Consider the following 22,321-nt stretch of genomic DNA (forward strand, 5'->3'; position numbering starts at 1 on the left):
TAAAGCCCAGGTTTCAGTAACAACCTGATGACGTCCAGACCCTTTGTGCGCTGTGGTGCAGGATGCCGTGGCGGCGGGCCAGGGCCTGGCGATCCTTGCTGTAGCCACCGCCGATCACCCCGACCACCGGGATGTCGCGCCCCAGGCAATGGCGCATGACGCTTTCGTCCCGGGCGGCGAGGCCTTCGTCCGTCAGCTTGAGGTAACCGAGGGCGTCATCCTTGTGCACGTCGACGCCGGCGTCATACAACACCAGGTCCGGTTGATAGAGCGGCAGCAGGTAGTTGAGCGCATCGTCCACCACGTTCAGGTAAGCGGCGTCGCCCATGCCCATCGGCAGCGGGATATCCCAGTCGCTTTGCGCCTTGCGTGCGGGAAAATTCTTTTCGCAGTGCAAGGAAACTGTCACGGCGTCCGGGGTGTCATGGAGTATTCGGGCGGTGCCGTCGCCCTGATGCACATCGCAATCGAAAATCAGCACCCGCGACACCCGGCCGCTGGCCAGGAAGTAGCGGCTGATCACCGCCAGGTCGTTGAAAATGCAGAACCCGGCCGGGTGGTCGTAATGGGCGTGGTGGGTACCGCCGGCCAAGTGACAGGCCAGGCCATGTTCGAGGGCTTGTTCGGCGGCCAGGAGTGAACCGCCCACCGCGCGCACCGTGCGGCGGGCCAGGGCCTCGCTCCAGGGCAGGCCGAGTCGCCGTTGGTCTTCACGGGACAACTCGCCGCCCATATAGCGTTCGATATACGCGCGGTCGTGGGCCAGGGCGAGAATGTCCGGCGGACACAGCGAGGGGCGCAACAGGTCCGCATCGCGGGTCAGTCCGCTCTCCACCAGGTGATCGCGCAACAGGCGAAACTTGTCCATGGGGAAGCGGTGTTCCGCCGGGAATTCGGGGCTGTAGTCTTCGTGATAGATCAGCGGTAGCGGCATGGTGTTTTCAGTGGTGATTGAGCCACGAATCCTACCAGCGATGTAGACTCTGGGGGCATGGAGGGGAGTGAAGATGGAGCCGATACTGGAACTGGAAAGCGCACGGCTGATATTGCGGCAGTGGCGCGACGATGATTTGCCGGCGTTTGCGGCCATGTCTGCCGATCCGCAAGTGATGCGTTATTTTCCGGCACCCTTGAGTCGCCTGGAAAGCGCTGCGTTGATCGGCCGTGTGCGCGGGCATTTTGCCGAGCATGGTTTTGGTTTGTGGGCGTTGGAGCGCAAGGACACCGGGGCGTTTATTGGCTTTACCGGGCTGGGCGTGGTCGGGTTCGACGCGCCTTTCACGCCGGCGGTGGAGATCGGCTGGCGCCTGGCGCGCGAGCATTGGGGGCTCGGTTATGCCAGCGAAGCGGCGTGGACCGCGCTGCGCTGTGCCTTCGACCGCCTGGGGCTGGATGAAGTGGTGGCGTTTACCGCTGTGGATAACCTGCCGTCGCAGAAAGTCATGCAGGCCATCGGCATGCAGCATGATCCTGCCGACGATTTTGAACACCCAAAACTCGCGGTCGATCATCCATTGCGTCACCATGTGCTTTATCGCATCAATCGTGAGCAATGGTTGCAGACCCTTCACGGTTAGCCGACACGGACGTTTACAATGCCCGCCAGAATGGCCTGGGCCAACAATCGATCCACCGCCGCAGCGTAGACTGCGCGGTTTTTGCGCTGTGTGAGGAAAGTCTGAATGAGCCACGTGTTGGAAGATCTGGTCGACCTGCTGACCCTGGAACCGATCGAAGAGAACCTGTTTCGCGGTCGCAGCCAGGACCTGGGGTTTCGCCAGCTGTTCGGCGGCCAGGTACTGGGCCAGTCGTTGTCGGCCGCCAGCCAGACCGTGGAAGAGGCGCGCCATGTGCATTCGATGCACGGTTACTTCCTGCGTCCGGGCGATGCCGCGCTGCCGGTGGTCTACCAGGTGGACCGGGTGCGTGACGGTGGCAGCTTCAGCACCCGGCGGGTGACGGCGATTCAGAAGGGCAACCCGATCTTTACCTGCAGTGCGTCGTTCCAGTACGACGAACAAGGCTTTGAGCACCAGAGCAGCATGCCGCAAGTCGTCGGCCCGGAGAACCTGCCGTCCGAGCTGGAACTGACCCAGCAGCGCGCGCACCTGTTGCCCGAGCACATGCGTGAAAAGTTGCTGTGCCCCAAGCCGATCGAAGTCCGCCCGGTCACCGAAAAAGACCCGTACAACCCGCAACCGGCCGACCCGGTGAAATACGTGTGGTTCCGTGCCGATGGCGCCTTGGCGGACATCCCGGCCTTGCACAAGTACCTGCTGGCCTACGCGTCGGACTTCGGCCTGCTGACCACCTCGATGCTGCCCCACGGCAAATCGGTGTGGCAGAAGGATATGCAGGTCGCCAGCCTCGATCACGCCTTGTGGTTCCATGCCGACCTGCGCGCCGATGACTGGTTGCTCTACGCCATGGACAGCCCGTGGGCCGGCAATTCCCGTGGATTTTCCCGTGGCAGCGTGTTCAATCGCGCTGGGCAACTGGTGGCCTCGGTCACCCAGGAAGGCCTGATTCGCCACCGCAAGGACTGGGCATGAGCCTGGCCGAGGTTCGTCACTGGGTGTTCGACATGGATGGCACGCTGACCATCGCCGTGCATGATTTTGCGGCGATCCGCGTGGCCCTGGCGATTCCGGCCGAAGATGACATTCTCACTCACCTCGCAGGTTTGCCCGCTGAGGAGGCCGCGGCCAAGCATGCCTGGTTGCTGGAACACGAGCGGGACCTGGCGCTGGGCTCCAAGCCTGCGCCGGGCGCGGTCGAATTGGTGCGCGAGCTGGCCGGGCGCGGTCTTCGCCTGGGCATCCTGACCCGCAACGCCCGCGAGCTGGCCCACGTGACCCTGGAGGCCATTGGCCTGGCGGACTGTTTCGCGGTGGAGGACGTGCTGGGCCGCGACGAGGCACCGCCCAAGCCGCATCCTGGTGGCCTGTTGAAACTGGCCGAGGCCTGGAGCGTGGCGCCGGACACGATGGTGATGGTGGGCGACTACCGCTTCGACCTGGATTGCGGTCGTGCGGCGGGCGCACGGACGGTATTGGTGAACTTGCCGGACAATCCATGGCCGGAGCTGACGGACTGGCATGCGCGGGATTGTTTTGAGTTGCGGCGGATGTTGTCGGCTTGAGATAGGGGATCACTGACCCGCCGCCTTCGCGAGCAGGCTCGCTCCCACAAGGGGAAGTCTGTTGATCGCAAAATGTGTGTCTACACCCGATCTACTGTGGGAGCGAGCCTGCTCGCGAAGAGGCCCTATCAGTCGCAACGAGGCTCACTGCCCAAACAACACCCTCAGCCCCTCCGGCGAATTGAACATCCCATCCCCATCGTGCCCGACCCCGGGCACCTCGATCAGCCGCTGGTTCAGCCCCTGAGGATGACGCCGGGTCAGGTAGTCGAAAAAGAAATGCCCACGCAGTAACCGATACGCCCCCTGGGTCTGTGCTTCACAACCCTTGTCCAACGCCGGATGCTCCGGGTCGATGTCCTGCTGCCCGAGCAAATAGACGATGTCGCGTTTGACGTAGTTATCTTCCAGTTGCGCAGGTGTTTGTCCCGCCGCGTAGGCTGGCAAGTCCTGCAGGCCATATTTCCAGCGGTTGAAGCCAGGGCAACTGGCCGGGTCGAAAGCCATGGGCCGTTGAGCATCGAAGTAGGCATAGGACGACGGGTTGGCGATGACGAAGCGCGGCTCGATCCGGTACTGGCGTTGGGCGAGCAGGGCATAGCGCTGCACGACCTGGGCGCCGCCGGAATGGCCGGCGATGACGATCTCCTTCACTTCGGGAAATTGCTGCCGGTCACTGACTCGCGCAACGATGTCGTCGAGAACCTGGAAGGAGCTGACTGGATTGGGCCCTGTGGACAGGCCCCCGGCCATCCAGTCGTTGCCCTGCCAGCGCAGCAGCTCGTTGGGCAATTGATGGCGAGCCACGTCCTGCTCGTTGAGAAATTGCGGGGCGATGATCAGCGTTGTGCCCTGTTGCCCGGCCTGTTCGGCCGCCTTTTCGGCGCTGTGCAGGTAGGTGTCGGCGTTGCGCAGCCGACCATGAAGGATGATCAGCACGCGCTGGATGGACGCCGGGGGCGGGCTCACCGCGACGGCCATGGCGCCGCCCTTGAATTGCAGGCGCCCTTGGGCGACCACCTTGACGCCGTGTTCCTCGGCCTGGGCCGCGGCGCAGCACAGCACCAGCCCGATCAGCGCCCACCCCTTCATCTACAGGCTTTTCGCCGCGAACGTGTCGCACTGGCTGACCTGGCCCTGGGCGAAGCCGGTCTTGAACCAACGCACCCGCTGCGCCGACGTACCGTGGGTAAAGGAGTCCGGCACCACGCGGCCCTGGCCTTGCTGCTGCAAGCGGTCGTCACCGATCGCATTGGCGGCGGTCAAGGCCTCTTCGATGTCGCCCGGCTCCAGCCAGTTCAAGCGTTTCTGCGCATGGTTGGCCCAGACCCCGGCCAGGCAATCGGCCTGCAACTCCTGGCGCACCAACAAGCCACCGTCGCCTTCCATTTGCCGGCCTTGCTGGCGTGCTTCCTGGATTTTCGCCGACACGCCGAGCAGCGTCTGCACATGGTGGCCGACTTCGTGGGCAATGACGTAGGCCTGGGCGAAGTCGCCGGCGGCGGCAAAGCGTTGGGACATTTCCTTGAAGAAACTCATGTCCAGGTAGACCTGCCGGTCCGCCGGGCAATAGAACGGCCCGGTCGCCGAGGAGGCCAGGCCGCAGGCCGAATTGACCCGACCGCTGAACAGCACCAGTTTGGGTTGCTGATATTGGCGTCCGGCCTGCTGGAAGACTTGGCCCCAGGTGTCCTCGGTGTCGCCGAGGATCGAACGCACGAACTCGGCCTGTTCATCGTTGGCCGGTGGCGCCTGACGGGTTTGTGACGTGGCGGGTGCGGACTGGTCCATCTGCCCGGCCAATTGCCCGAGAATCTGCATCGGGTCCTGGCCGGTGATCCAGCCGATGCCGACGATCAGGAGAATGGCCGTCAGGCTCAATCCCTTGCCGCCGCCAAAACGCATTCCGCCACCGCCCCCACCATCACCACGGGCGTCCACCACGTTGTCACTGCGGCGACCTTTTTTCCATAACATGTGGGAGATCCTCTGAATGACGCTGCGAGAAATGACTGCTGTGGCGGTGAGTCTAGCTTTTAGGCGCCCAAGGTGCGCGCTGCGCTTGAGCTGTCAGGCAACGAACATCGGTTTTGGTTCAGCAGTGAGCCGATCCTGCCTGGCGCCGGAATTTTCATTACACTGCGAATTCAGAACTTATCGGCATGCTCGCTGGCCCAACATCTGCATCGTGTGTCACGGCCTTTACATCAAGCAACGCAGGTTCCCCTCATGACCGTCAGCACACCGCTCTCCGGCGTCAATCAGGCTTTCAAGGGCATCGTGCTTATTCTGGTTGCAACGTTCCTGTTCTCCAGTCATGACGCGTTGTCTAAATACCTGTCCGGTTTTTATCCGATCATCATGGTGGTCTGGGCCCGTTATGTGGTGCATACGTTGTTGATGGCGGGGATTTTCCTGCCGCGCTCGGGGCTGCGGGTGCTGCGTACCAAGCGGCCGTTGTGGCAGCTGGCCCGGGCGTTGTGCCTGCTGGGCACCAGTCTGTTTTTCACCACTGCGTTGATGTTCATACCGCTGGCAGAGGCGACGGCGGTCAACTTCCTCGCGCCCGTGCTGGTGACCGCGCTGTCGGTGCCATTGCTGGGTGAACACGTGACGCGCGGTCAATGGATCGCGGTGATCTTCGGTTTTATCGGGGTGTTGATCATCGTCCATCCCGGCGGCGATCTGTTCACCCCGGCGGTGTTGTTGCCGTTCTGTTCGGCACTGTTTTTCTGCTTCTACCAACTGCTCACGCGCAAGCTCAGCGAGATCGACAGCCCGACCACCAGCAATTTCTTCGCCGGCCTGTGCAACACGTTGGTGATGAGCGCGCTGGTGCCGTTCTTCTGGCAAGTACCGAGCCTGATGCACGGGGCGATGATGTTGGCGCTGGGGGGCTGCGGGATGACGGCGCACCTGATGCTGACCCAGGCCTTCCGTTTTGCCGCCCCGGCGCTGCTCGCGCCGTTCGGGTATTGCCAGATCGTGTTTGCTGGCCTGCTGGGTTGGTTGCTGTTCAACCACACGCCGACGCTGACCACTGTAGTGGGCATCGCCTTGATCTGCTTGAGTGGGTTGGCGGCGGCGTGGCAACAGCGGCGTAAGTAACCGTTCCATAGATTCCTGTTTGGACAGGGGACATGGTTAACACCTGTGGCGAGGGGATTTATCCCCGCTGGGCTGCGCAGCAGCCCCAAGAACTGAGATTGCGGTGTATCTGGCTCACCGCATTCCTCTGGTTTTGGGGCTGCTTCGCAGCCCAGCGGGGATAAATCCCCTCGCCACAAATGTGCTCGGCTTGATTGCCCGGAGCTGACCCCAGTATCAGTTCTCCAGCGTAGGCACCTTGCGCGGCGCCATGAAGTACAACCAGGTCAGGGCAATGAAGTACATCGCCGGGATCAGGGTGAACAGCACCGTGTAGTTGTTGTTGGTGATCGTGAGGATGTGGCCCACCAGTTGGGTCATGAACATCCCGCCGATGGCCGCGCACATGCCGCCGAAGCCGAACACCGTACTCATCATGTGCTTGGGCGTGTAGTCCATCACCAGGCTCCAGATGTTGGCGGTCCAGGCCTGGTGCGCGCCGATGGCCAGGGAAATGGCGAACACTGCCATCCACAGGCTGCTGGATCCCGCGGCCATGATCACGCCGATGATGCAGCAGGCGAACAGCAGCATGGACACCAGGCGCGCCTTGATCGGATCGAGGCCGCGACCGATCAGGAACGAGGACAGGATCCCGCCGCCCACGCTGCCGAAGTCGGCGGTGAGGTAGATGATGATCAGCGGGATGCCCATCTGGGTCACGTTGATGCCCAGGTTGTATTGCTGGTTCAGGAACGGCGGCAACCAATAGAGGTAGAACCAGAACACCGGTGCGGTGATCGAGTAGGCCAGGGCGAACGCCCAGGTGCCGCGCATGCGCAGGATGCGTGAGAACGGTACGCGGACCGGGTCCGGTTCGTCCTGGGCCTGGATATAGTCCAGTTCCGACTGTTTGACGGTAGGGTGGTCTTCGGGGTTGAAGTATTTCAGGCCCCAGAACAGCAGCCAGATCCCGCCCAGCGCGGCCATGCACAGGAACGCGGCCTGCCAGCCCCATACATGCAGGACCAATGGCAGCAGCATCGGCGTGAACATCGCACCGACGTTGGTCCCAGCGTTGAAAATACCCGTGGCGACGGCCCGTTCGCCCGCCGGAAACCACAGCCGGGTGGTCTTCACGCAGGCCGGGTAGTTGGCGGCTTCGGTGAGGCCGAGAATGAAACGGCAGACCATGAAGCCCACTGCTGAAGTGGCCAGGCCATGGGCGCCGGTCGCCAGGCTCCAGAGCAGCACGGCGCAGAAGAACACACGCTTGACGCCGATCCGGTCGATCAGCCGCCCCTGCAACACGAAGCCGATGGCATAGCCGACCTGGAACCAGAAGTTGATGTTGGCGTAATCCATCGCCGTCCAGCTCATTTCCTTGGCCAGGATCGGCTGCATGACGCCCAGGGCGGCGCGGTCGATGTAGTTCAGGGTGGTGGCGAAAAACACCAGGGCGAGCATGCCCCAACGGGTCTTGCCCACGGCCATGGCGCCGCGGATCTTGTCACCGACGCTGCCGGTGGAGGCACCCAGGCCAGGGGCCAGGCGGGAACTTTGGGAGGGAATCATAGCGTGTACCCGTTTTTGAAATTCTTATGGTTGGTCTGGGTCTGTCCATTGAGCTCGGCGATCAGGGCCGGCGTCAGTGGGGAGCGATGGTGCGCATTGAGCAAAAAATCGTCAATTCAGCGATGGGCATTGTGTTCGATAATCGCCCAAAAAACTAACCGACTAGTACATATTAAATTGCTGAAAGAAACCGGCAGCTCAATAATCGGCTGACTCTTTAAAAAGCGGCGCACCTTTTGTAGCCGATGCCTGTCCCGGGAGCCGAAGTCATGCAGCGTTCCATTGCCACCGTGTCCTTGAGCGGTACTTTGCCGGAGAAACTCGAAGCCATCGCCGCCGCCGGTTTTGATGGGGTGGAAATTTTCGAGAACGATCTTCTCTATTACGATGGCAGCCCTCGGGAAATCAGGCAGATGTGCGCCGACCTGGGCATCGCCATCACCTTGTTCCAACCGTTTCGCGATTTCGAAGGCTGCCGCCGCGACCGTCTGTCGCGCAACCTGGAGCGGGCCGAGCGCAAGTTCGACTTGATGCAAGAGCTGGGCACCGACCTGGTGTTGGTGTGCAGCAACGCCTCGGCCGACAGCGTCGGCGATGAACAGATCCTGATCGATGACCTGCGCCTGCTGGCCGAACGGGCCGGTGCCCGCGGCTTGCGCATTGGTTACGAAGCGCTGGCCTGGGGCCGCCACGTCAATACTTATCAACAGGTCTGGACCATAGTGCGCCAGGCCGATCACCCCAGTCTCGGCGTGTTGCTCGACAGCTTCCATACCTTGTCCCTCAAGGGCGACCCGAGCGCCATCGCCGAGATCCCGGGCGATAAGATCTTTTTTGTGCAAATGGCCGACGCACCGATCCTGGCCATGGACGTCCTGGAGTGGAGCCGGCATTTCCGTTGTTTCCCGGGCCAGGGCGAATTCGACTTGCCGGGTTTCCTGGCGCCGATCATCAAGAGTGGTTATACCGGGCCGCTGTCGCTGGAGATCTTCAACGACGGTTTTCGTGCCGCGCCGCCACGGGCCAATGCCGCCGACGGCCTGCGTTCGCTGCTGTACCTGGAAGAAAAGACCCGCCAGCGCCTGGCCGAAGAAGCGAGCGCCGCTGGCAATGCCGACATCCTGTTCGCCACACCACCGGCCAGCGAATACGACGGCATCGAATTCCTCGAGTTTGCCGTGGACGATAACCTCGGCGCCAAGCTCTCCCACTGGTTGGAACGGTTGGGGTTCGTCAAGGCCGGCCAGCATCGCTCGAAGAATGTCAGCCTGCTGCGCCAGGGCGATATCAACCTGATCCTCAACAGTGAACCGTATTCCTTCGCCCACAGTTTTTTCGAAGCCCACGGGCCGTCGTTGTGCGCCACCGCCGTGCGCGTGAAAAACAGCGCCAGTGCCCTGGAGCGAGCGGTTGCCTACAAGGGGCAGCCCTATCGCGGACTGGTGGGGCCCAATGAGCTGGAGCTGGCGGCGGTGCGTGCACCGGACGGCAGCCTGATCTACCTGGTGGACCGGGAGGCCGACGTCTATGGCACCGATTTCAACCTGCAACCGGGTGCGGTCATCGGGGCCGGGCTCAAGCGCATCGACCACATGGCGATGGCGCTGCCGGCCGACAGCCTGGACAGTTGGGTGCTGTTCTACAAGAGCCTGCTGGATTTCGAGGCCGACGACGAAGTGGTCTTGCCCGACCCCTATGGCCTGGTAAAAAGCCGTGCGCTGCGCAGCCGCTGCAGTTCGATCCGCTTGCCGCTGAACATTTCCGAGAACCGCAACACCGCGATCTCACATGCGCTGTCGAGTTATCGCGGCTCCGGCGTGCATCACATCGCCTTCGACTGCGACGACATTTTTGCCCAGGTCAGTCGGGCCAAGGAGGCGGGCGTACCGTTGCTCGACATCCCGCTCAACTACTACGACGACCTGGCGGCGCGTTTCGATTTCGATGACGAGTTCCTCAGCGAACTGGCTTACTTCAACGTGTTGTACGACCGTGACGCCCAGGGTGGCGAGCTGTTCCACGTCTACACCGAGCCGTTCGAGGGGCGGTTTTTCTTTGAGATCATCCAGCGCAAGAACGGTTACGCCGGTTATGGCGCCGCCAACGTCGCGGTGCGCCTGGCGGCCATGGCCAAGTCCCGCAGCGGTGGCTTGCGGCACGCCAAGTTGTAGGGAAATCGTAAACGTGGCGGTAATGGGCGGTGTCGTGGCTTCCTTCAGTGCACGGTGCGGCCCATAATCGCCAGCCTGTGCAGTGATGGCCGTGAGCCCGCAATGACTATGAATCCAGAGCTTTCCGCAGCGCTCGACGAACCTGTCGCCCCGCCGCGCAAGAGTCGCAAGAACAACCCGGAGAAGACCCGGGAAAACATTCTTCAGGAAGCCATCGTCGAATTCGTCCAGCAAGGCCTGGCCGGTGCCCGGGTCGACGCCATCGCCGAGCGCATCCACACCTCCAAGCGCATGATCTATTACTACTTCGGCAGCAAGGAGCAGTTGTACGTCGAGGTGCTGGAAAAACTCTACGGTGATATCCGCACCACCGAGAGCCGCCTGCACCTGGCGGAACTGGCCCCGGTGGACGCGATCCGGCGCCTGGTGGAATTCACCTTCGACCACCACGACCGCAATGTGGATTTCGTGCGCATCGTCTGCATCGAGAACATTCACAACGCCGAATACGTGAAGCAGTCAGGCGCGATCAAGGCGATGACCAATACCATCCTCGATTCCCTGGGGGTGATCCTGCGGCGCGGCGCCGAAGAGGGCGTGTTCCGTGCCGGCCTCGAGCCGCTGGATGTGCACCTGCTGATCAGCTCGTTCTGTTTCTACCGGGTGTCCAACCGCCAGACGTTCGGTGAGATCTTTCAGATCGACCTGTCGGACGATGCGGTGAAGCAGCGGCATCGTGAGATGGTCTGTGAGTCGGTGTTGCGGTACCTGCAAGCCTGACACCGAATCTAATGCATACCCTGTGGGAGCGAGCCTGCTCGCGAATGCGGTGTATCAGTGGGCGGATTAGTGACTGACACACCGCATTCGCGAGCAGGCTCGCTCCCACAAGGGGGTTTCAATCGGCTTTAATTGTTCATGCTCTGGAAATGCGCCAGCATCCGCTGCGCATCCGGCGCCACGCCACTGAACAGTTCAAACGCCTTCACCGCCTGGAACACCGCCATGTTGCCGCCATCCAGCGTGCGGCAGCCGATGGCGCGGGCGTTGCGCAGCAGTTCGGTTTCCAGCGGGAAGTAGACGATTTCCGCGACCCACAAAGCGCCGTGCAACAACTCGACCGGCACCGGCATGCCCGGCAGTTTCGCCATGCCCATGGGCGTGGTGTTCACCAGACCGTCGGCCTCGGCCATGGCCGTTGGCAGGTCATGCCCGGCGCGTGCACGGCCGGTGCCGAAGTGTTGATTCAAATTGTTAGCTAAGGCCTCGGCACGGCTGACTTCAACGTCAAAAATGCTCAAGGTTTCCACGCCCTCCAGCAACAGCGCGTGGGCCACCGCCGCGCCGGCACCACCGGCACCCATCTGGACCACGCGCTTGCGCGTTACGTCCCCCAGGCCACGGCGAAAACCTTCGGCGAACCCCAGGCAGTCGGTGTTGTGGCCGATGCGCTTGCCGTCCTTGAGCACCACCGTATTGACCGCGCCGATGCCACGGGCCTCGGGCGACAGCTCGTCCAGCAGCGGGATGATCGCCTGTTTGCAGGGGAAGGTGATGTTCAGGCCCGTGAAGTCCATGCGTTCGGCGGCCACCAGTAAATCGGCGAGGGCACCGCTGTCGAGCTTCAATGCGTCGAGGTCGATCAGCCGATAGAGATAACGCATGCCTTGGGCATCGCCTTCCTGCTCATGCAGCGCGGGCGTGCGGGACGCCTGGATGCCCGCGCCGATCAGGCCGGCCAGCACAGTGATATTCGACATGCGCATCAACCCTTCAACCGCTGACTGAAATGTTCCAGGGCCAGGCGATAACCATGGCTGCCAAACCCGCACATCACGCCAATGGCGACGGATGAGACAAAGGAGTGGTGACGAAAGGTTTCCCGGGCGTGGACGTTGGACAGGTGGACTTCGATGACCGGCACTTCGCTGGCCACCAGGGCGTCGCGGATCGCCACGGAGGTGTGGGTCCAGGCGGCCGGGTTGATGACGATCCCGGCGCACCGGCCCCGAGCGCCGTGAATCCAGTCCAGCAATTCGCTTTCCTGGTTGGTTTGGCGAAACTCTACTGCCAGGCCGAATTCGTCGGCGGCGCGCCCGCACAGTGCCGAGATGTCGGCCAGGGTTTCATGGCCGTAGGTGGCCGGCTCGCGGGTGCCGAGCAGGTTCAGGTTCGGGCCGTTGAGCACCAGAACGATCGGAGGCATCGCAGTTTCTCCACATTTTTATTGTTGGTGTCGGCGGGGTTTCAGCCGGTGGAGATAAATTGTACTAGATGGTTAATTTGGTCAAATAAAGCAGCGGTCGTTGGGCAATAAGTGTTCGATGATCGAACATTGCCGGCCGAAAGGGGAGGGAGAGCCATTGTGGCGAGGGGATTTATCTGTGGGAGCAAGGCTTGCCCGCGATACAGGCAACGCGGTCTTTCAGAAATTGAGTCGCCTGTATCGCGGGCAAGCCTTGCTCCCACAAAGCCTTGCTCCCACAAAGCCTTGCTCCCACAAAGCCTTGCTCCCACAAAGCCTTGCTCCCACAAAGCCTTGCTCCCACAAAGCCTTGCCCATTCCAGCCCAGAGGGGAGCTCGGCCCAGCGTTCAGCGCCGAGTCAACAACACCCCAGACTCCATGTGATGGGTCCAAGGAAATTGATCGAACAACGCGCAACGCGTGATGCGGTGGGTGTCGTTCAGTTGCGCGATGTTCGCGGCGAGGGTGTCAGGGTTGCAGGAGATGTAGAGGATGTTGTCGAAACGCCGAGTCAACTCGCAGGTATCCGGGTCCATGCCCGCACGCGGCGGGTCGACGAAGACGCTGCCGAACGCGTAGCTTTTCAGGTCGATGCCCTGCAGGCGACGGAACGGTCGGACTTCGTTCAAGGCTTCGGTCAGTTCCTCGGCAGACAGGCGCACCAGGGTGACGTTATCCACAGCGTTTTCGCTGAGGTTGCTCAGCGCGGCGTTCACCGACGTCTTGCTGATTTCGGTGGCCAACACTTTACGCACACGGGTGGCCAACGGCAGGGTGAAGTTGCCGTTGCCGCAGTACAACTCCAGCAGATCGTCGCTGCGCTCGCCCAGCGCTTCATAAGCCCAGTTGAGCATCTTCTGATTCACCGTGCCGTTGGGCTGAGTGAAAGCGCCTTCGGGCTGGCGATAGCTGAAGGTGCGGCCGCCCACTTCGAGTTTCTCCACCACGTAATCGTGGCCGATCACTTCGCGTTTGCCCTTGGAGCGGCCAATGATGCTGACGCCCAGGTCGGCCGCCAGTTTCGACGCGGCAGCGTGCCAGTGCTCGTCCAGCGGGCGGTGATAACACAGGGTGATCATCGCGTCGCCCGCGAGGGTGGTCAGGAATTCCACCTGGAACAGCTTATGGCTCAGGGGCGCGCTGGCCTGCCAGGCCGCCTTGAGTTGCGGCATCAACTGGTTGATGCGCAGGCTGGCAATGGGGAATTCCTCGATGAGGATCGGCGTGCGCTTGTCGTCCTGGGAAAACATCGCGTAGTGCCGTTCGCCGGCCTCGCGCCAGAGGCGGAATTCAGCCCGTAGGCGAAAGTTTTTCAGGGGCGAATCGAACACCGCAGGTTCCGGTGCATCGAACGGCGCCAACAGGTCACGCAAGCGGGTGACCTTGTCCTGTAACTGGGCGGCGTAGGCCTGGGAATCAAAAGTCATGCGTTGAACCAACCCAACTTGATCACGAACAGGATCGACAGAATGACCAGCGCCGGGTTCAGCTCACGGCCACGGCCAGACACCAGTTTGATGGCGGTCCAGGCGATGAAACCGAAAGCGATGCCGTTGGCGATGGAATACGTGAATGGCATTGCCAGGGCGGTCACCACCACGGGGGCGGCGACGGTGATGTCATCCCAGTCGATTTCCGCCAGGCCCGAGGTCATCAGCACGGCGACGAACAACAGGGCCGGCGCGGTGGCGAAGGCCGGGACGCTGGCGGCCAGTGGCGAGAAGAACAGCGCCAGCAGGAACAGGACCGCCACCACGATGGCGGTCAAACCGGTGCGGCCGCCGGCGCTGACCCCCGCCGCCGATTCGATGTAGCTGGTGGTGGTGGAGGTGCCCAGCAGCGAACCGGCCATGGCTGCGGTGCTGTCGGCGATCAGCGCACGGCCCATCTTCGGCATGTGGCCGTCCTTGCCCATCAGGCCGGCGCGCTTGGCGACGCCGATCAGGGTGCCGGAGTTGTCGAACAGGTCGACGAACAGAAAGGCGAAGATCACGCTCACCAGGCCGATGTCCAGGGCGCCCTTGATGTCCAGTTGCAGGAAGGTCGGGGCCAGGGATGGCGGCGCGGAGATGACGCCGTTGAACGGGGTGAAGCCCATCAGGATCGAGACGACAGTCACCGCCAGGATGCCAATGAGCACCGCGCCGCGTACTTTCAAGGCTTCGAGGGCGACGATCAGGACAAAACCGAGGGTCGCGAGGATCGGCGCCGGTTGCTTCAAGTCGCCGAGGCCGACCATGGTCGCCGGGTTTTTCACCACGATGCCGGCATTGTTCAGGGCGATCAGCGCCAGGAACAGGCCGATACCGGCGGCAATGGCCGAGCGCAGTGGCAGCGGGATGCTGTTGATGATCCACTCGCGGATGCGGAAGATCGACAGCAGGAAGAACAGTACGGCGGAGATGAACACCGCGCCCAACGCCACTTGCCAGGTGTGGCCCATGTGCAGGACCACGGTGTAGGTGAAGAAGGCGTTCAGGCCCATGCCTGGCGCGAGGGCGATCGGGTAGTTGGCGATCAGGCCCATGACCGTGGAGCCAATGGCAGCCGCGAGGCAGGTGGCGACGAACAACGCGCCCTTGTCCATGCCGGTTTCGCCGAGGATGCTCGGGTTGACGAACAGGATGTAGGCCATGGCCAGGAAGGTCGTGACGCCCGCCAGGATCTCGGTCCGCACGTTGGTGTTATGTGCCTTGAGTTGAAACAGCCTTTCCAGCATGTCTGCTCCCCGTGGCGCGCCCGGCGCCGTGAATGTATCGACCTCAACAGCAAAGCACAGGTCGCCAGTGGCGCCCGGGAATTTTCTGCGGGTCGGAAAAAGCCGCGCATCATACCAGCAGCGTAGCGTTGTGGCTGCGATCGTCGTCGATGTTTTGCCAACGCGCCAAGTGGGCCATACTGCTCGCGGTTCCGGGAGGTCTCTATGCTTCACATGAATAAAAAGCTGCTGGCGGTCGTGGGCTGCGTGCTGGGCCTGTGGTTGCCTGGCCAGGCGGTCAATGCCGCGTCGGCACCGCCCTTGAGTGAGGTCAAGGTGCTCAAGGTCGAGTCGCCGACCTGTGGTTTCGAGGACATCGCCCCAGGGCAAGCGGAAACCCGTTGCGACCACGGCCCGACGATCAAGGTCTACGTGCTGGAGATCGGCTATGGTCATCAGCCCCATGTCACCCTGGACGGCTTTGAAGTCGACGGCACCCGCTCGCCGGTATGTGCCTACAGCAATGGCAATCTCAACGACTGCTCGGTGCGGACCAAAGTCGTCGGCTATATCTACATCTTCGACCTGAAGGGCAAGCAAGAGGGCACCTTCAGCTTTAGCAACCAGTCGATCAACGCACCGGGCAACCGGATGTCGACCCAGTTGTACATCAAATAGCCCGGCTCCCGCGTGGGAACTGCATAAACGCTGTGTAGGAGCTGCCGAGCGCAGCGAGGCTGCGATCTTTCCCCAGACGCTTGAGTCTCAAACGCCTGTAAAAAGATCGCAGCCTTCGGCAGCTCCTACACTACAGGCATCACCCAGTGGAGAGAGCGCCCATGATTCCTGGAACCAAGATCCCCCGAGCCCTGATCGCCGTCGCCGAGGGCGTCGACGACTTGCAGACGGTCACCTTGATCGATGTGCTGAGGCGCGCGCAGATCGAAACCGTGGTGGCGAGCATCGAAGGACGGCGCATGCTCACCTGCGCCCGCGGCACGCGCCTGACGGCCGATGGCATGCTGGTGGACATGCTCGTGCAGGATTTCGACCTGGTCGTCCTGCCGGGTGGCATCATCGGCGCTCAGCACTTGGCGGCCCATCAGCCGCTGCAACAACTGATCAAGGACCAGGCCGCCGCCGGGCGTTTCTTTGCCACCATCGCCGAAGCCCCGGCCCTGGCGCTACAGGCCTTCGGCGTCCTGCGCCAGCGGCGCATGACCTGCCTGCCAGCGGTAAGCCAGCAATTGTCCGGTTGCAGCTTCGTGGATCAACCCGTGGTGGTGGATGGCAACTGCATCACCGCCCAAGGCTCGGCCGCCGCCCTGGCGTTTGCCTTGATGCTGGTGGAACAACTCAGTGGCAAGGGCGTGAGGAGCGTGGTGGCGGCGGAGTTGCTGGCCTGACGGAAGTCAAGCGTGTTGGGGGAAAGGTTCGATCGCGGGTTGCTCACGGCGCTCGGCTTGCCACAAGTCATAGTCGGCCTGGACGCCCAACCACACCCTGGCCTTGCCGATCCCGGCACGTTCCAGGCGCACCGCCAGATCGGGGCTGATGGGCGCATGGCCATGCAATACCCGGGAGAGATGAGGCCGGGCGAAGCCCAGGTGTCGTGCCAGTTCGGTGACCGTGATGCCCAGCTCGGGCAATACGTCCAACCGCAAGGTTTCGCCAGGGTGTGGCGGATTGTGCATGGGCATGTTCCAGCCTCCTGATCAGTGGTAGTCCAGATAATCGACCAGTTCGATATCGGACCCGATGAAACGAAAAATAACCCGCCAGTTTCCCGAAACCCCCAGCGACCAGTACCCATCCAGCTCACCCTTGAGCGGATGCAATCGCCATCCCGGGATATCCAAGTCGTTGGCGGCCTGCGCCCTGTCCATGAACTGGAGCATGCGGGCCAGGCGTTTTCCGTGGTCCGCCCGGATACCACGGGTCGACCCCGTCTCATAAAAGAGCCTGAGGCCTTTGTGCTGGAAGGATTTAATCATGGAACAGAGTGTAAGGCGATACATTACACTCGGTGCGGTACATATATACCGCACAGGCCCGCTAGATTCATGTTGCTTGCGTTGCCTGCAGCATCGCAATTGCCTTGAACGCTTCACCCCACCCTGAAGTCGTACCCCTTATGACGGCGGTTTCCCAAAACGCCGCGAGTACGACCAACCGTGAGGTGTTCCATGAGCGCGACCCTGTCCGAAGCGACGTCGGCGTCCTTCGTCCGTCATCCGATCCGTCTGACCCTCAATGGCCAGGTGCGAGAGTTGCAAGTGCTGGCCTGGACCACCTTGCTGGACCTGCTGCGTGAGCATCTGGACCTGGTGGGCAGCAAGAAAGGCTGCGACCACGGCCAGTGTGGTGCCTGCACCGTGCTGCGCGATGGCAAGCGGATCAATGCCTGCCTGACCCTGGCGGTGATGTGCGACGGTGCCGAACTGACCACCATCGAAGGCTTGGCTGGCGATGAGGCATTGCATCCCATGCAACAGGCGTTCATCACCCATGACGCGTTCCAGTGTGGTTACTGCACGCCGGGGCAGATCTGTTCAGCGGTGGGACTGGCCAACGAAGGTCGGGCGCAGACCCGCGCAGAAATCAGTGAGCTGATGAGCGGCAACCTTTGCCGGTGCGGTGCCTACAACAACATTCGCGATGCCATCGAACAAGCGTTGCCACTGTGCCGCCCATCCCAGGCGCAGGGAGGTGACCAGTGAACCCTTTCCAATACAGCAAGCCGGACACGGTGCAGGCGGCCGTCGATCTGTCGAGCCCGGTGTCCCGCTTCATCGCTGGCGGCACCAACCTGCTGGACCTGATGAAAGAGAACCTCACCCGCCCTGAACACTTGATCGACATCACCGGTTTGCCCCTGGCGGACCTCAGTGAAACCCCGTCCGGCGGAGTGATGATCGGGGCCTTGGTGAGCAATGCCGACTTGGCCTGGCACCCCTGGATCGAACGCCGCTATCCACTGCTGGCCCAGGCAATCTTGGCGGGGGCCTCGCCGCAGTTGCGCAACATGGCCAGCACCGGCGGCAACCTGCTGCAACGGACCCGCTGCTATTACTTTTATGACGCGAGCGTGCCGTGCAACAAGCGCCGGCCCGGCAGCGGGTGCCCGGCCCGGAACGGTTTGAACCGCATCCACGCGATTTTCGGTGCCAGCGATCAATGTGTCGCCACCCATCCCTCCGACATGTGCGTGGCCTTGGCCGCCTTGGAAGCGGTGGTCCATGTCTTGGGACGGGGCGGGGCGCGGACCATCGAGTTCGCCGACTTCCATCGCCTGCCCGGCGATGCCCCGGAACGGGATAATCAACTGGCCGACGATGAGTTGATTACCGCCATAGAATTACCAGCCGCCGGTTTTGCCGACCATAGCCACTACCTGAAGATCCGTGACCGCGCCTCCTACGCCTTTGCCCTGGTCTCGGTGGCCGCGGCGCTGGAACTGGACGGGCCGGTGATTCGTCAGGCGCGCCTGACCCTGGGGGGCGTGGCGCACAAGCCTTGGCGCGACCGGGCGGTGGAGAGCTGGCTGAGCGGGCAGACTGTCAGCCGCGAAACGTTCACCGCCGCCGCCGATGCGCTGCTGCAACACGCCGAGCCGCTGGAACACAACGGCTTCAAGGTCAGGTTGGCGCGGCGGGCGATTGTCCGCGCCTTGAGCAATGCCGCGTTGGGTAGCGCACCGCAGGGAGGACACGTCTGATGAACGCTTCGAGCAAATCCATAGGGCAGCCACTCGACCGGGTCGATGGCCTGCTCAAGGTGACGGGCCAGGCGCGTTACGCTGGCGAATACCCAGAGGCCGGCCTGCTCTACGGCAGCGTCGTGTCCGGTACGCTCGCCCGAGGCCGGGTGCTGCGCATCGATGCGTCCCGAGCCCTGGCACTGCCCGGCGTAGTCGCGGTCATCGACCACACCAACCGGCCCAGAATCGCCAGCTACGACGAGCCCTACCAGGATGCCGATGCCGCGGACGGCTCGCCGTTCCGGCCGTTGTACAACGACCAAGTGCTCTACAGCGGTCAACCATTGGCCTTGGTGGTAGCGGAAAATCTTGAGCTGGCCCGGTATGCCGGCTCGCTGGTTGAGATCGAATACGCGGCCGAAGATCACCAGACCGATCTGAAAATCCTGCAAAACGAGGCCCATCCGGCACCCGCTGAATTGCCCAAGCCTCGTGGGAATTTTCAGGGCGAGTACGCCAGTTCCGCGCTCAGCGTGGATGTGTCCTACAGCACGCCGGTCGAACACCACAACCCGATGGAGCCACACGCCTCCACCGTGCTGTATCAGCCTGACGGCAGCCTGCACATCCACGACAAGACCCAAGGCACGCAAAATTGCCAAGCCTATGTGCAAAAGGTCTTCGGCCTTGAGAAAGAGCAGGTGCGCGTGTTTGCCGCATTTGTCGGCGGCGCCTTCGGTTCCGGACTGCGCCCGCAATATCAATTGCCGTTGGCGGTGATGGCGGCACTCGCCCTCAAGCGTTCGGTGCGGGTCAGCCTGACGCGCCAGCAGATGTTCACCTTTGGCTATCGGCCACGCACGTTCCAGCGCGTGCAGCTGGGGGCGGCGGCCAACGGCCGCTTGCTGGCCGTGGCGCACACCGCCGTCGGCCAGACCTCGCGTTTCGAAGACTTCACCGAGCACGTGGTGGAGTGGAGCGGCATGCTCTATCACTGCGATAACGTGACATTGACCTATAAGTTGGTGCCGCTGGACGTCTACACGCCCCTGGACATGCGTGCGCCCGGCGCGGCCCTCGGGCTGATCGGCCTGGAATGCGCCATGGATGAACTGGCCTGTGCCTTGGCGATCGATCCGGTGCAACTGCGGTTGATCAACTACGCCGAACGCAACGAGAACGAAGGCAAGCCCTATTCCAGCAAGGAACTGCGTGAGTGTTATGCCCAAGGCGCCCGTCGTTTCGGCTGGGACAAACGCAACCCGGAACCGCGCAGCATGCGCGAAGGCCGGCAACTGGTGGGTTGGGGCATGGCCGGTGGTGTGTGGGAGGCCATGCAGCAGAAGGCCAGTGCCCGGGCCTCGCTGGATACGGATGGCAAGCTGACCGTCAGCAGCGCCACCACCGATATCGGCACCGGCACCTACACGGTCATGACCCAGATCGCCGCCGAGGCGTCAGGGATTTCCCTTGAGAACGTCAGGTTTGTCCTGGGTGATTCGTCGCTGCCCACGGCGCCGCTGCAGGGCGGTTCGTTCACCGTCTCGTCGGTGGGCACCGCCGTGCAGCAGGCCTGTGAAGCGCTGAAGGAAAAACTCCTGGCCGTGGCCCGCCAGGCGTGTCCGGCCTTCAGCGGTGCGACCCTCGAGCAGGTGACATTTGTCGATGGCCAACTGCGGTTGGGCGAAGCCAGTGTCGCCCTCGCGGAGTTGGCGCAGAAAAGTGGCGAGACTCCGTTGCAGGCCCAGGTCACCGCCGAGCCGGATGCAAAGCGCCAGGCCTACGCCACGGCTACACACTCGGCGGTGTTTGTCGAAGTGTGGGTGGACGAGGATTTGGGGACGGTGAAGGTAAATCGAGTGGTCAGTGCCATCGCCGCCGGCCGGGTCGTCAACCCGAAAACCGCCCGCAGCCAGATTCTCGGTGGCGTGGTGTGGGGCGTCGGCATGGCCCTGCACGAAGAGACCCTGACCGACCACGCCCTCGGTCGCCACATGAACCACAACCTGGCCGAGTATCACGTGCCGGTCAGTGCCGACATCGGTGACATCGAGGTGATTTTCGTCGAGGAACAGGACGATATAGTCAATGCCCTCGGGTCCAAGGGCGTCGGTGAGATCGGTATCGTCGGGGTGGCCGCGGCGGTGGCCAATGCGATCTACCATGCCACTGGCAAGCGGGTGCGGGACTTCCCCATCACCCTCGACAAATTGCTTTAGGCCTTCGCTTCGTCCACCGGTTCGTGCATCCGGTCGCGGTTGGCCAGGGTCGGGAACAGCTTGATCCAGGTCCCGGTCACCAGCAGTGTGCCCACACCGCCCATGACCACCGCCGGCACCGTGCCGAACCAGTGGGCGGTGAGGCCGGATTCGAACTCGCCCAACTGGTTCGAAGCGCCGATGAACAGCCCGTTCACCGCACTGACCCGGCCGCGCATTTCATCCGGGGTTTCCAGTTGTACGAACGAGGCGCGGATTACCATGCTGATCATGTCTGCCGCGCCCAGCACCACCAGCACCGCCAGGGAAAACCAGAACGAGGTAGAAAGGCCGAAGGCAATGGTGGCGACGCCGAACACGCCCACCGCCGTGAACATCACCCGGCCGACCTTGCGCTCCACGGCAAACCGCGCCAGCCACAGCGACATCAGCAAGGCCCCGACCGCCGGTGCCGAACGCAGTAGGCCCAGGCCCCAGGGACCGGTGAGCAGGATGTCCTTGGCGAACACTGGCAGCAGCGCCGTCGCGCCACCGAGCAGGACTGCGAACAGGTCCAGGGAGATCGCCCCGAGGATGTCCGGGCGGCTGCGAATGAAACGAACCCCGGCCAGCAACGAATCCAGGGTCGCCTTGCCTTTGTTCAGCGGCGTCTGCCGGGCGGGCAGGTTGAGCATCAGGCAGCAGGCGATGAGATAAAGCACCACGGTAGGCCCATAGACCCAGACACTACCGAAGGCGTAGAGCAAACCGCCCAGTGCCGGCGCGACGATGGTGGCTGATTGCTGGGCCGATTGCGCGGCGGCCACGGCGCGGGGAAACAGGCCAGCCGGCACAATACTCGGCAGCAACGCCTGGGTGGTCGGCATTTCGAAGGAGCGGGCGGCGCCCAGCAGGAAGGCGAGGATGAAGATCATCTCCCGGGTGACATGGTCGGTGGCGCTGCCGATCGCCAGCGCCAGGGCAATCATCGCCTGCAACGACTGGCAAATCGCTGCGACCTTGCGCCGATCGTAGCGGTCCGCCACATGCCCGGTGTGGAGCATGAACAGCACGCGCGGGGCAAATTCCACCAAGCCCACCAGACCCAAGTCGAGAACGTTGCCGGTCAGTTGATAGAGGTTCCAGCCGATGGCCACGGTGAGCATCTGGAAGCCGCTGGCGGTGAAGATCCGGGCCAGCCAGAAGGCGATGAAGGGACGGTGGTGACGGAGCAGCAGCGGTGCTTGGCTGGGCATCTATGACGGGTCCGGAAATGAAGGCTACGAGATTATCACCGAGCTGTAACAGGAAGTTGCTATGGCGGGAAAAATAGTTAGCCAAGCATCGATCTTGGACATTTTTGGAGTTTTTGTGGCGAGGGAGTCCCCGCCGCGTCGCCGACGCTGCGCTGTCGCGCAGCAAACAAGTGCTCGGCTTAAGATTGGGTGCGCGCGGGGAAAGAGGCCGTAGCTATCACTGGTGTGTCAGCACCCGCGAGGGAGAG

22 protein-coding genes are annotated in these 22,321 nt (G+C 62.6%); 11 read left to right on the top strand and 11 right to left on the bottom strand.

Annotated elements, in window-relative coordinates:
- Nucleotides 1–13: 13 nt before the first annotated feature.
- The gene (locus J3361_RS26335; protein WP_207967006.1) at nucleotides 14–934 is read right to left on the bottom strand and encodes a histone deacetylase; all 921 of its coding nucleotides are present in this window, start codon (nucleotides 932–934) and stop codon (nucleotides 14–16) included.
- Nucleotides 935–1,007: 73 nt separating this feature from the next.
- Here J3361_RS26335 and J3361_RS26340 point away from each other — a divergent pair, with 73 nt between their 5' ends.
- From J3361_RS26340 to J3361_RS26350, 3 genes are all read left to right on the top strand, one after another.
- The gene (locus J3361_RS26340; protein WP_207967007.1) at nucleotides 1,008–1,577 is read left to right on the top strand and encodes a GNAT family N-acetyltransferase; all 570 of its coding nucleotides are present in this window, start codon (nucleotides 1,008–1,010) and stop codon (nucleotides 1,575–1,577) included.
- Nucleotides 1,578–1,682: 105 nt separating this feature from the next.
- Nucleotides 1,683–2,552 (top strand): acyl-CoA thioesterase II, encoded by an 870-nt coding sequence (tesB, locus tag J3361_RS26345; protein WP_207967008.1) that lies wholly within the window; start codon nucleotides 1,683–1,685, stop codon nucleotides 2,550–2,552.
- The gene (locus tag J3361_RS26350; RefSeq protein WP_207967009.1) at nucleotides 2,549–3,142 is read left to right on the top strand and encodes an HAD family hydrolase; all 594 of its coding nucleotides are present in this window, start codon (nucleotides 2,549–2,551) and stop codon (nucleotides 3,140–3,142) included. Before tesB ends, J3361_RS26350 begins: the two co-directional genes overlap by 4 nt.
- 144 nt (nucleotides 3,143–3,286) lie before the next feature.
- Here the strand turns inward: J3361_RS26350 and J3361_RS26355 are convergent, their stop codons facing one another.
- Both J3361_RS26355 and J3361_RS26360 read right to left on the bottom strand, forming a co-directional pair.
- Complete coding sequence (locus J3361_RS26355; protein WP_207967010.1) at nucleotides 3,287–4,234, bottom strand: alpha/beta hydrolase; 948 nt, start codon at nucleotides 4,232–4,234, stop codon at nucleotides 3,287–3,289.
- A complete protein-coding gene (locus tag J3361_RS26360) occupies nucleotides 4,235–5,119 on the bottom strand; it encodes a neutral zinc metallopeptidase (RefSeq protein WP_207967011.1) in 885 nt (294 codons plus the stop codon).
- Between the two features lie 252 nt (nucleotides 5,120–5,371).
- Here J3361_RS26360 and J3361_RS26365 point away from each other — a divergent pair, with 252 nt between their 5' ends.
- Nucleotides 5,372–6,250, top strand: coding sequence for a DMT family transporter (locus J3361_RS26365; protein ID WP_207967012.1), 879 nt, complete (start codon nucleotides 5,372–5,374; stop codon nucleotides 6,248–6,250).
- A 216-nt stretch (nucleotides 6,251–6,466) separates the two neighbouring features.
- Here J3361_RS26365 and J3361_RS26370 read toward each other — a convergent pair whose 3' ends face one another.
- Complete coding sequence (locus J3361_RS26370; RefSeq protein ID WP_186706534.1) at nucleotides 6,467–7,804, bottom strand: MFS transporter; 1,338 nt, start codon at nucleotides 7,802–7,804, stop codon at nucleotides 6,467–6,469.
- A 269-nt stretch (nucleotides 7,805–8,073) separates the two neighbouring features.
- Here J3361_RS26370 and quiC point away from each other — a divergent pair, with 269 nt between their 5' ends.
- Nucleotides 8,074–9,975, top strand: a complete 1,902-nt coding sequence (gene quiC, locus J3361_RS26375) for a 3-dehydroshikimate dehydratase QuiC (protein WP_207967013.1) — start codon at nucleotides 8,074–8,076, stop codon at nucleotides 9,973–9,975.
- Between the two features lie 102 nt (nucleotides 9,976–10,077).
- A complete protein-coding gene (locus tag J3361_RS26380) occupies nucleotides 10,078–10,755 on the top strand; it encodes a TetR/AcrR family transcriptional regulator (protein ID WP_207967014.1) in 678 nt (225 codons plus the stop codon).
- A gap of 128 nt (nucleotides 10,756–10,883) precedes the next feature.
- On the opposite strand, the gene J3361_RS26385 is transcribed toward J3361_RS26380, so the two are convergent.
- From J3361_RS26385 to J3361_RS26400, 4 genes are all read right to left on the bottom strand, one after another.
- Nucleotides 10,884–11,735 carry a shikimate dehydrogenase gene (locus J3361_RS26385; RefSeq protein WP_207967015.1) on the bottom strand — a complete coding sequence of 284 codons (852 nt, stop codon included), beginning with the start codon at nucleotides 11,733–11,735 and terminating at the stop codon, nucleotides 10,884–10,886.
- A gap of 5 nt (nucleotides 11,736–11,740) precedes the next feature.
- A complete protein-coding gene (aroQ, locus tag J3361_RS26390) occupies nucleotides 11,741–12,181 on the bottom strand; it encodes a type II 3-dehydroquinate dehydratase (protein WP_186706530.1) in 441 nt (146 codons plus the stop codon).
- A gap of 387 nt (nucleotides 12,182–12,568) precedes the next feature.
- Nucleotides 12,569–13,648, bottom strand: coding sequence for a tRNA (uridine(54)-C5)-methyltransferase TrmA (gene trmA / locus J3361_RS26395; protein ID WP_207967016.1), 1,080 nt, complete (start codon nucleotides 13,646–13,648; stop codon nucleotides 12,569–12,571).
- Nucleotides 13,645–14,940, bottom strand: a complete 1,296-nt coding sequence (locus tag J3361_RS26400; RefSeq protein ID WP_207967017.1) for an NCS2 family permease — start codon at nucleotides 14,938–14,940, stop codon at nucleotides 13,645–13,647. Before J3361_RS26400 ends, trmA begins: the two co-directional genes overlap by 4 nt.
- A 204-nt stretch (nucleotides 14,941–15,144) precedes the next feature.
- On the opposite strand from J3361_RS26400, the gene J3361_RS26405 reads away from it, so the two are divergent.
- Both J3361_RS26405 and J3361_RS26410 read left to right on the top strand, forming a co-directional pair.
- Nucleotides 15,145–15,597, top strand: a complete 453-nt coding sequence (locus tag J3361_RS26405; protein WP_207967018.1) for a DUF4879 domain-containing protein — start codon at nucleotides 15,145–15,147, stop codon at nucleotides 15,595–15,597.
- 161 nt (nucleotides 15,598–15,758) lie between these two features.
- Nucleotides 15,759–16,325 carry a DJ-1 family glyoxalase III gene (locus tag J3361_RS26410; protein ID WP_207967019.1) on the top strand — a complete coding sequence of 189 codons (567 nt, stop codon included), beginning with the start codon at nucleotides 15,759–15,761 and terminating at the stop codon, nucleotides 16,323–16,325.
- A 6-nt stretch (nucleotides 16,326–16,331) separates the two neighbouring features.
- On the opposite strand, the gene J3361_RS26415 is transcribed toward J3361_RS26410, so the two are convergent.
- Together J3361_RS26415 and J3361_RS26420 are read right to left on the bottom strand one after the other, a co-directional pair.
- Nucleotides 16,332–16,619 carry a HigA family addiction module antitoxin gene (locus tag J3361_RS26415; protein ID WP_186730615.1) on the bottom strand — a complete coding sequence of 96 codons (288 nt, stop codon included), beginning with the start codon at nucleotides 16,617–16,619 and terminating at the stop codon, nucleotides 16,332–16,334.
- Between the two features lie 15 nt (nucleotides 16,620–16,634).
- A complete protein-coding gene (locus J3361_RS26420; protein WP_186706609.1) occupies nucleotides 16,635–16,913 on the bottom strand; it encodes a type II toxin-antitoxin system RelE/ParE family toxin in 279 nt (92 codons plus the stop codon).
- A gap of 192 nt (nucleotides 16,914–17,105) precedes the next feature.
- Between J3361_RS26420 and J3361_RS26425 the strand changes: the two genes are divergently transcribed.
- The 3 genes from J3361_RS26425 to J3361_RS26435 are packed head-to-tail and all read left to right on the top strand — an operon-like array spanning nucleotide 17,106 to nucleotide 20,838.
- On the top strand, nucleotides 17,106–17,639 hold the full coding sequence (locus J3361_RS26425) for a (2Fe-2S)-binding protein (protein WP_207967020.1): 534 nt from the start codon (nucleotides 17,106–17,108) through the stop codon (nucleotides 17,637–17,639).
- Nucleotides 17,636–18,637 (top strand): xanthine dehydrogenase family protein subunit M, encoded by a 1,002-nt coding sequence (locus J3361_RS26430; protein WP_207967021.1) that lies wholly within the window; start codon nucleotides 17,636–17,638, stop codon nucleotides 18,635–18,637. Before J3361_RS26425 ends, J3361_RS26430 begins: the two co-directional genes overlap by 4 nt.
- Nucleotides 18,637–20,838, top strand: a complete 2,202-nt coding sequence (locus J3361_RS26435) for a xanthine dehydrogenase family protein molybdopterin-binding subunit (protein WP_207967022.1) — start codon at nucleotides 18,637–18,639, stop codon at nucleotides 20,836–20,838. Before J3361_RS26430 ends, J3361_RS26435 begins: the two co-directional genes overlap by 1 nt.
- Here J3361_RS26435 and J3361_RS26440 read toward each other — a convergent pair.
- Nucleotides 20,835–22,073, bottom strand: coding sequence for an MFS transporter (locus tag J3361_RS26440; protein ID WP_186706521.1), 1,239 nt, complete (start codon nucleotides 22,071–22,073; stop codon nucleotides 20,835–20,837). The genes J3361_RS26435 and J3361_RS26440 overlap by 4 nt on opposite strands.
- Nucleotides 22,074–22,321 lie beyond the last annotated feature (248 nt).

This window comes from Pseudomonas sp. OA65, from assembly GCF_017498305.1.
In the GTDB taxonomy this organism is placed as follows: domain Bacteria; phylum Pseudomonadota; class Gammaproteobacteria; order Pseudomonadales; family Pseudomonadaceae; genus Aquipseudomonas; species Aquipseudomonas zanjanensis.

What these genes read in the sequence shown, in the direction of transcription:
- J3361_RS26335 (WP_207967006.1), bottom strand. Translation starts at nt 934, where the DNA reads ATGCCGCTACCGCTGATCTATCACGAAGACTACAGCCCCGAATTCCCG.
- J3361_RS26340 (WP_207967007.1), top strand. Translation starts at nt 1,008, where the DNA reads ATGGAGCCGATACTGGAACTGGAAAGCGCACGGCTGATATTGCGGCAG.
- tesB (WP_207967008.1), top strand. Translation starts at nt 1,683, where the DNA reads ATGAGCCACGTGTTGGAAGATCTGGTCGACCTGCTGACCCTGGAACCG.
- J3361_RS26350 (WP_207967009.1), top strand. Translation starts at nt 2,549, where the DNA reads ATGAGCCTGGCCGAGGTTCGTCACTGGGTGTTCGACATGGATGGCACG.
- J3361_RS26355 (WP_207967010.1), bottom strand. Translation starts at nt 4,234, where the DNA reads ATGAAGGGGTGGGCGCTGATCGGGCTGGTGCTGTGCTGCGCCGCGGCC.
- J3361_RS26360 (WP_207967011.1), bottom strand. Translation starts at nt 5,119, where the DNA reads ATGTTATGGAAAAAAGGTCGCCGCAGTGACAACGTGGTGGACGCCCGT.
- J3361_RS26365 (WP_207967012.1), top strand. Translation starts at nt 5,372, where the DNA reads ATGACCGTCAGCACACCGCTCTCCGGCGTCAATCAGGCTTTCAAGGGC.
- J3361_RS26370 (WP_186706534.1), bottom strand. Translation starts at nt 7,804, where the DNA reads ATGATTCCCTCCCAAAGTTCCCGCCTGGCCCCTGGCCTGGGTGCCTCC.
- quiC (WP_207967013.1), top strand. Translation starts at nt 8,074, where the DNA reads ATGCAGCGTTCCATTGCCACCGTGTCCTTGAGCGGTACTTTGCCGGAG.
- J3361_RS26380 (WP_207967014.1), top strand. Translation starts at nt 10,078, where the DNA reads ATGACTATGAATCCAGAGCTTTCCGCAGCGCTCGACGAACCTGTCGCC.
- J3361_RS26385 (WP_207967015.1), bottom strand. Translation starts at nt 11,735, where the DNA reads ATGTCGAATATCACTGTGCTGGCCGGCCTGATCGGCGCGGGCATCCAG.
- aroQ (WP_186706530.1), bottom strand. Translation starts at nt 12,181, where the DNA reads ATGCCTCCGATCGTTCTGGTGCTCAACGGCCCGAACCTGAACCTGCTC.
- trmA (WP_207967016.1), bottom strand. Translation starts at nt 13,648, where the DNA reads ATGACTTTTGATTCCCAGGCCTACGCCGCCCAGTTACAGGACAAGGTC.
- J3361_RS26400 (WP_207967017.1), bottom strand. Translation starts at nt 14,940, where the DNA reads ATGCTGGAAAGGCTGTTTCAACTCAAGGCACATAACACCAACGTGCGG.
- J3361_RS26405 (WP_207967018.1), top strand. Translation starts at nt 15,145, where the DNA reads ATGCTTCACATGAATAAAAAGCTGCTGGCGGTCGTGGGCTGCGTGCTG.
- J3361_RS26410 (WP_207967019.1), top strand. Translation starts at nt 15,759, where the DNA reads ATGATTCCTGGAACCAAGATCCCCCGAGCCCTGATCGCCGTCGCCGAG.
- J3361_RS26415 (WP_186730615.1), bottom strand. Translation starts at nt 16,619, where the DNA reads ATGCCCATGCACAATCCGCCACACCCTGGCGAAACCTTGCGGTTGGAC.
- J3361_RS26420 (WP_186706609.1), bottom strand. Translation starts at nt 16,913, where the DNA reads ATGATTAAATCCTTCCAGCACAAAGGCCTCAGGCTCTTTTATGAGACG.
- J3361_RS26425 (WP_207967020.1), top strand. Translation starts at nt 17,106, where the DNA reads ATGAGCGCGACCCTGTCCGAAGCGACGTCGGCGTCCTTCGTCCGTCAT.
- J3361_RS26435 (WP_207967022.1), top strand. Translation starts at nt 18,637, where the DNA reads ATGAACGCTTCGAGCAAATCCATAGGGCAGCCACTCGACCGGGTCGAT.
- J3361_RS26440 (WP_186706521.1), bottom strand. Translation starts at nt 22,073, where the DNA reads ATGCCCAGCCAAGCACCGCTGCTGCTCCGTCACCACCGTCCCTTCATC.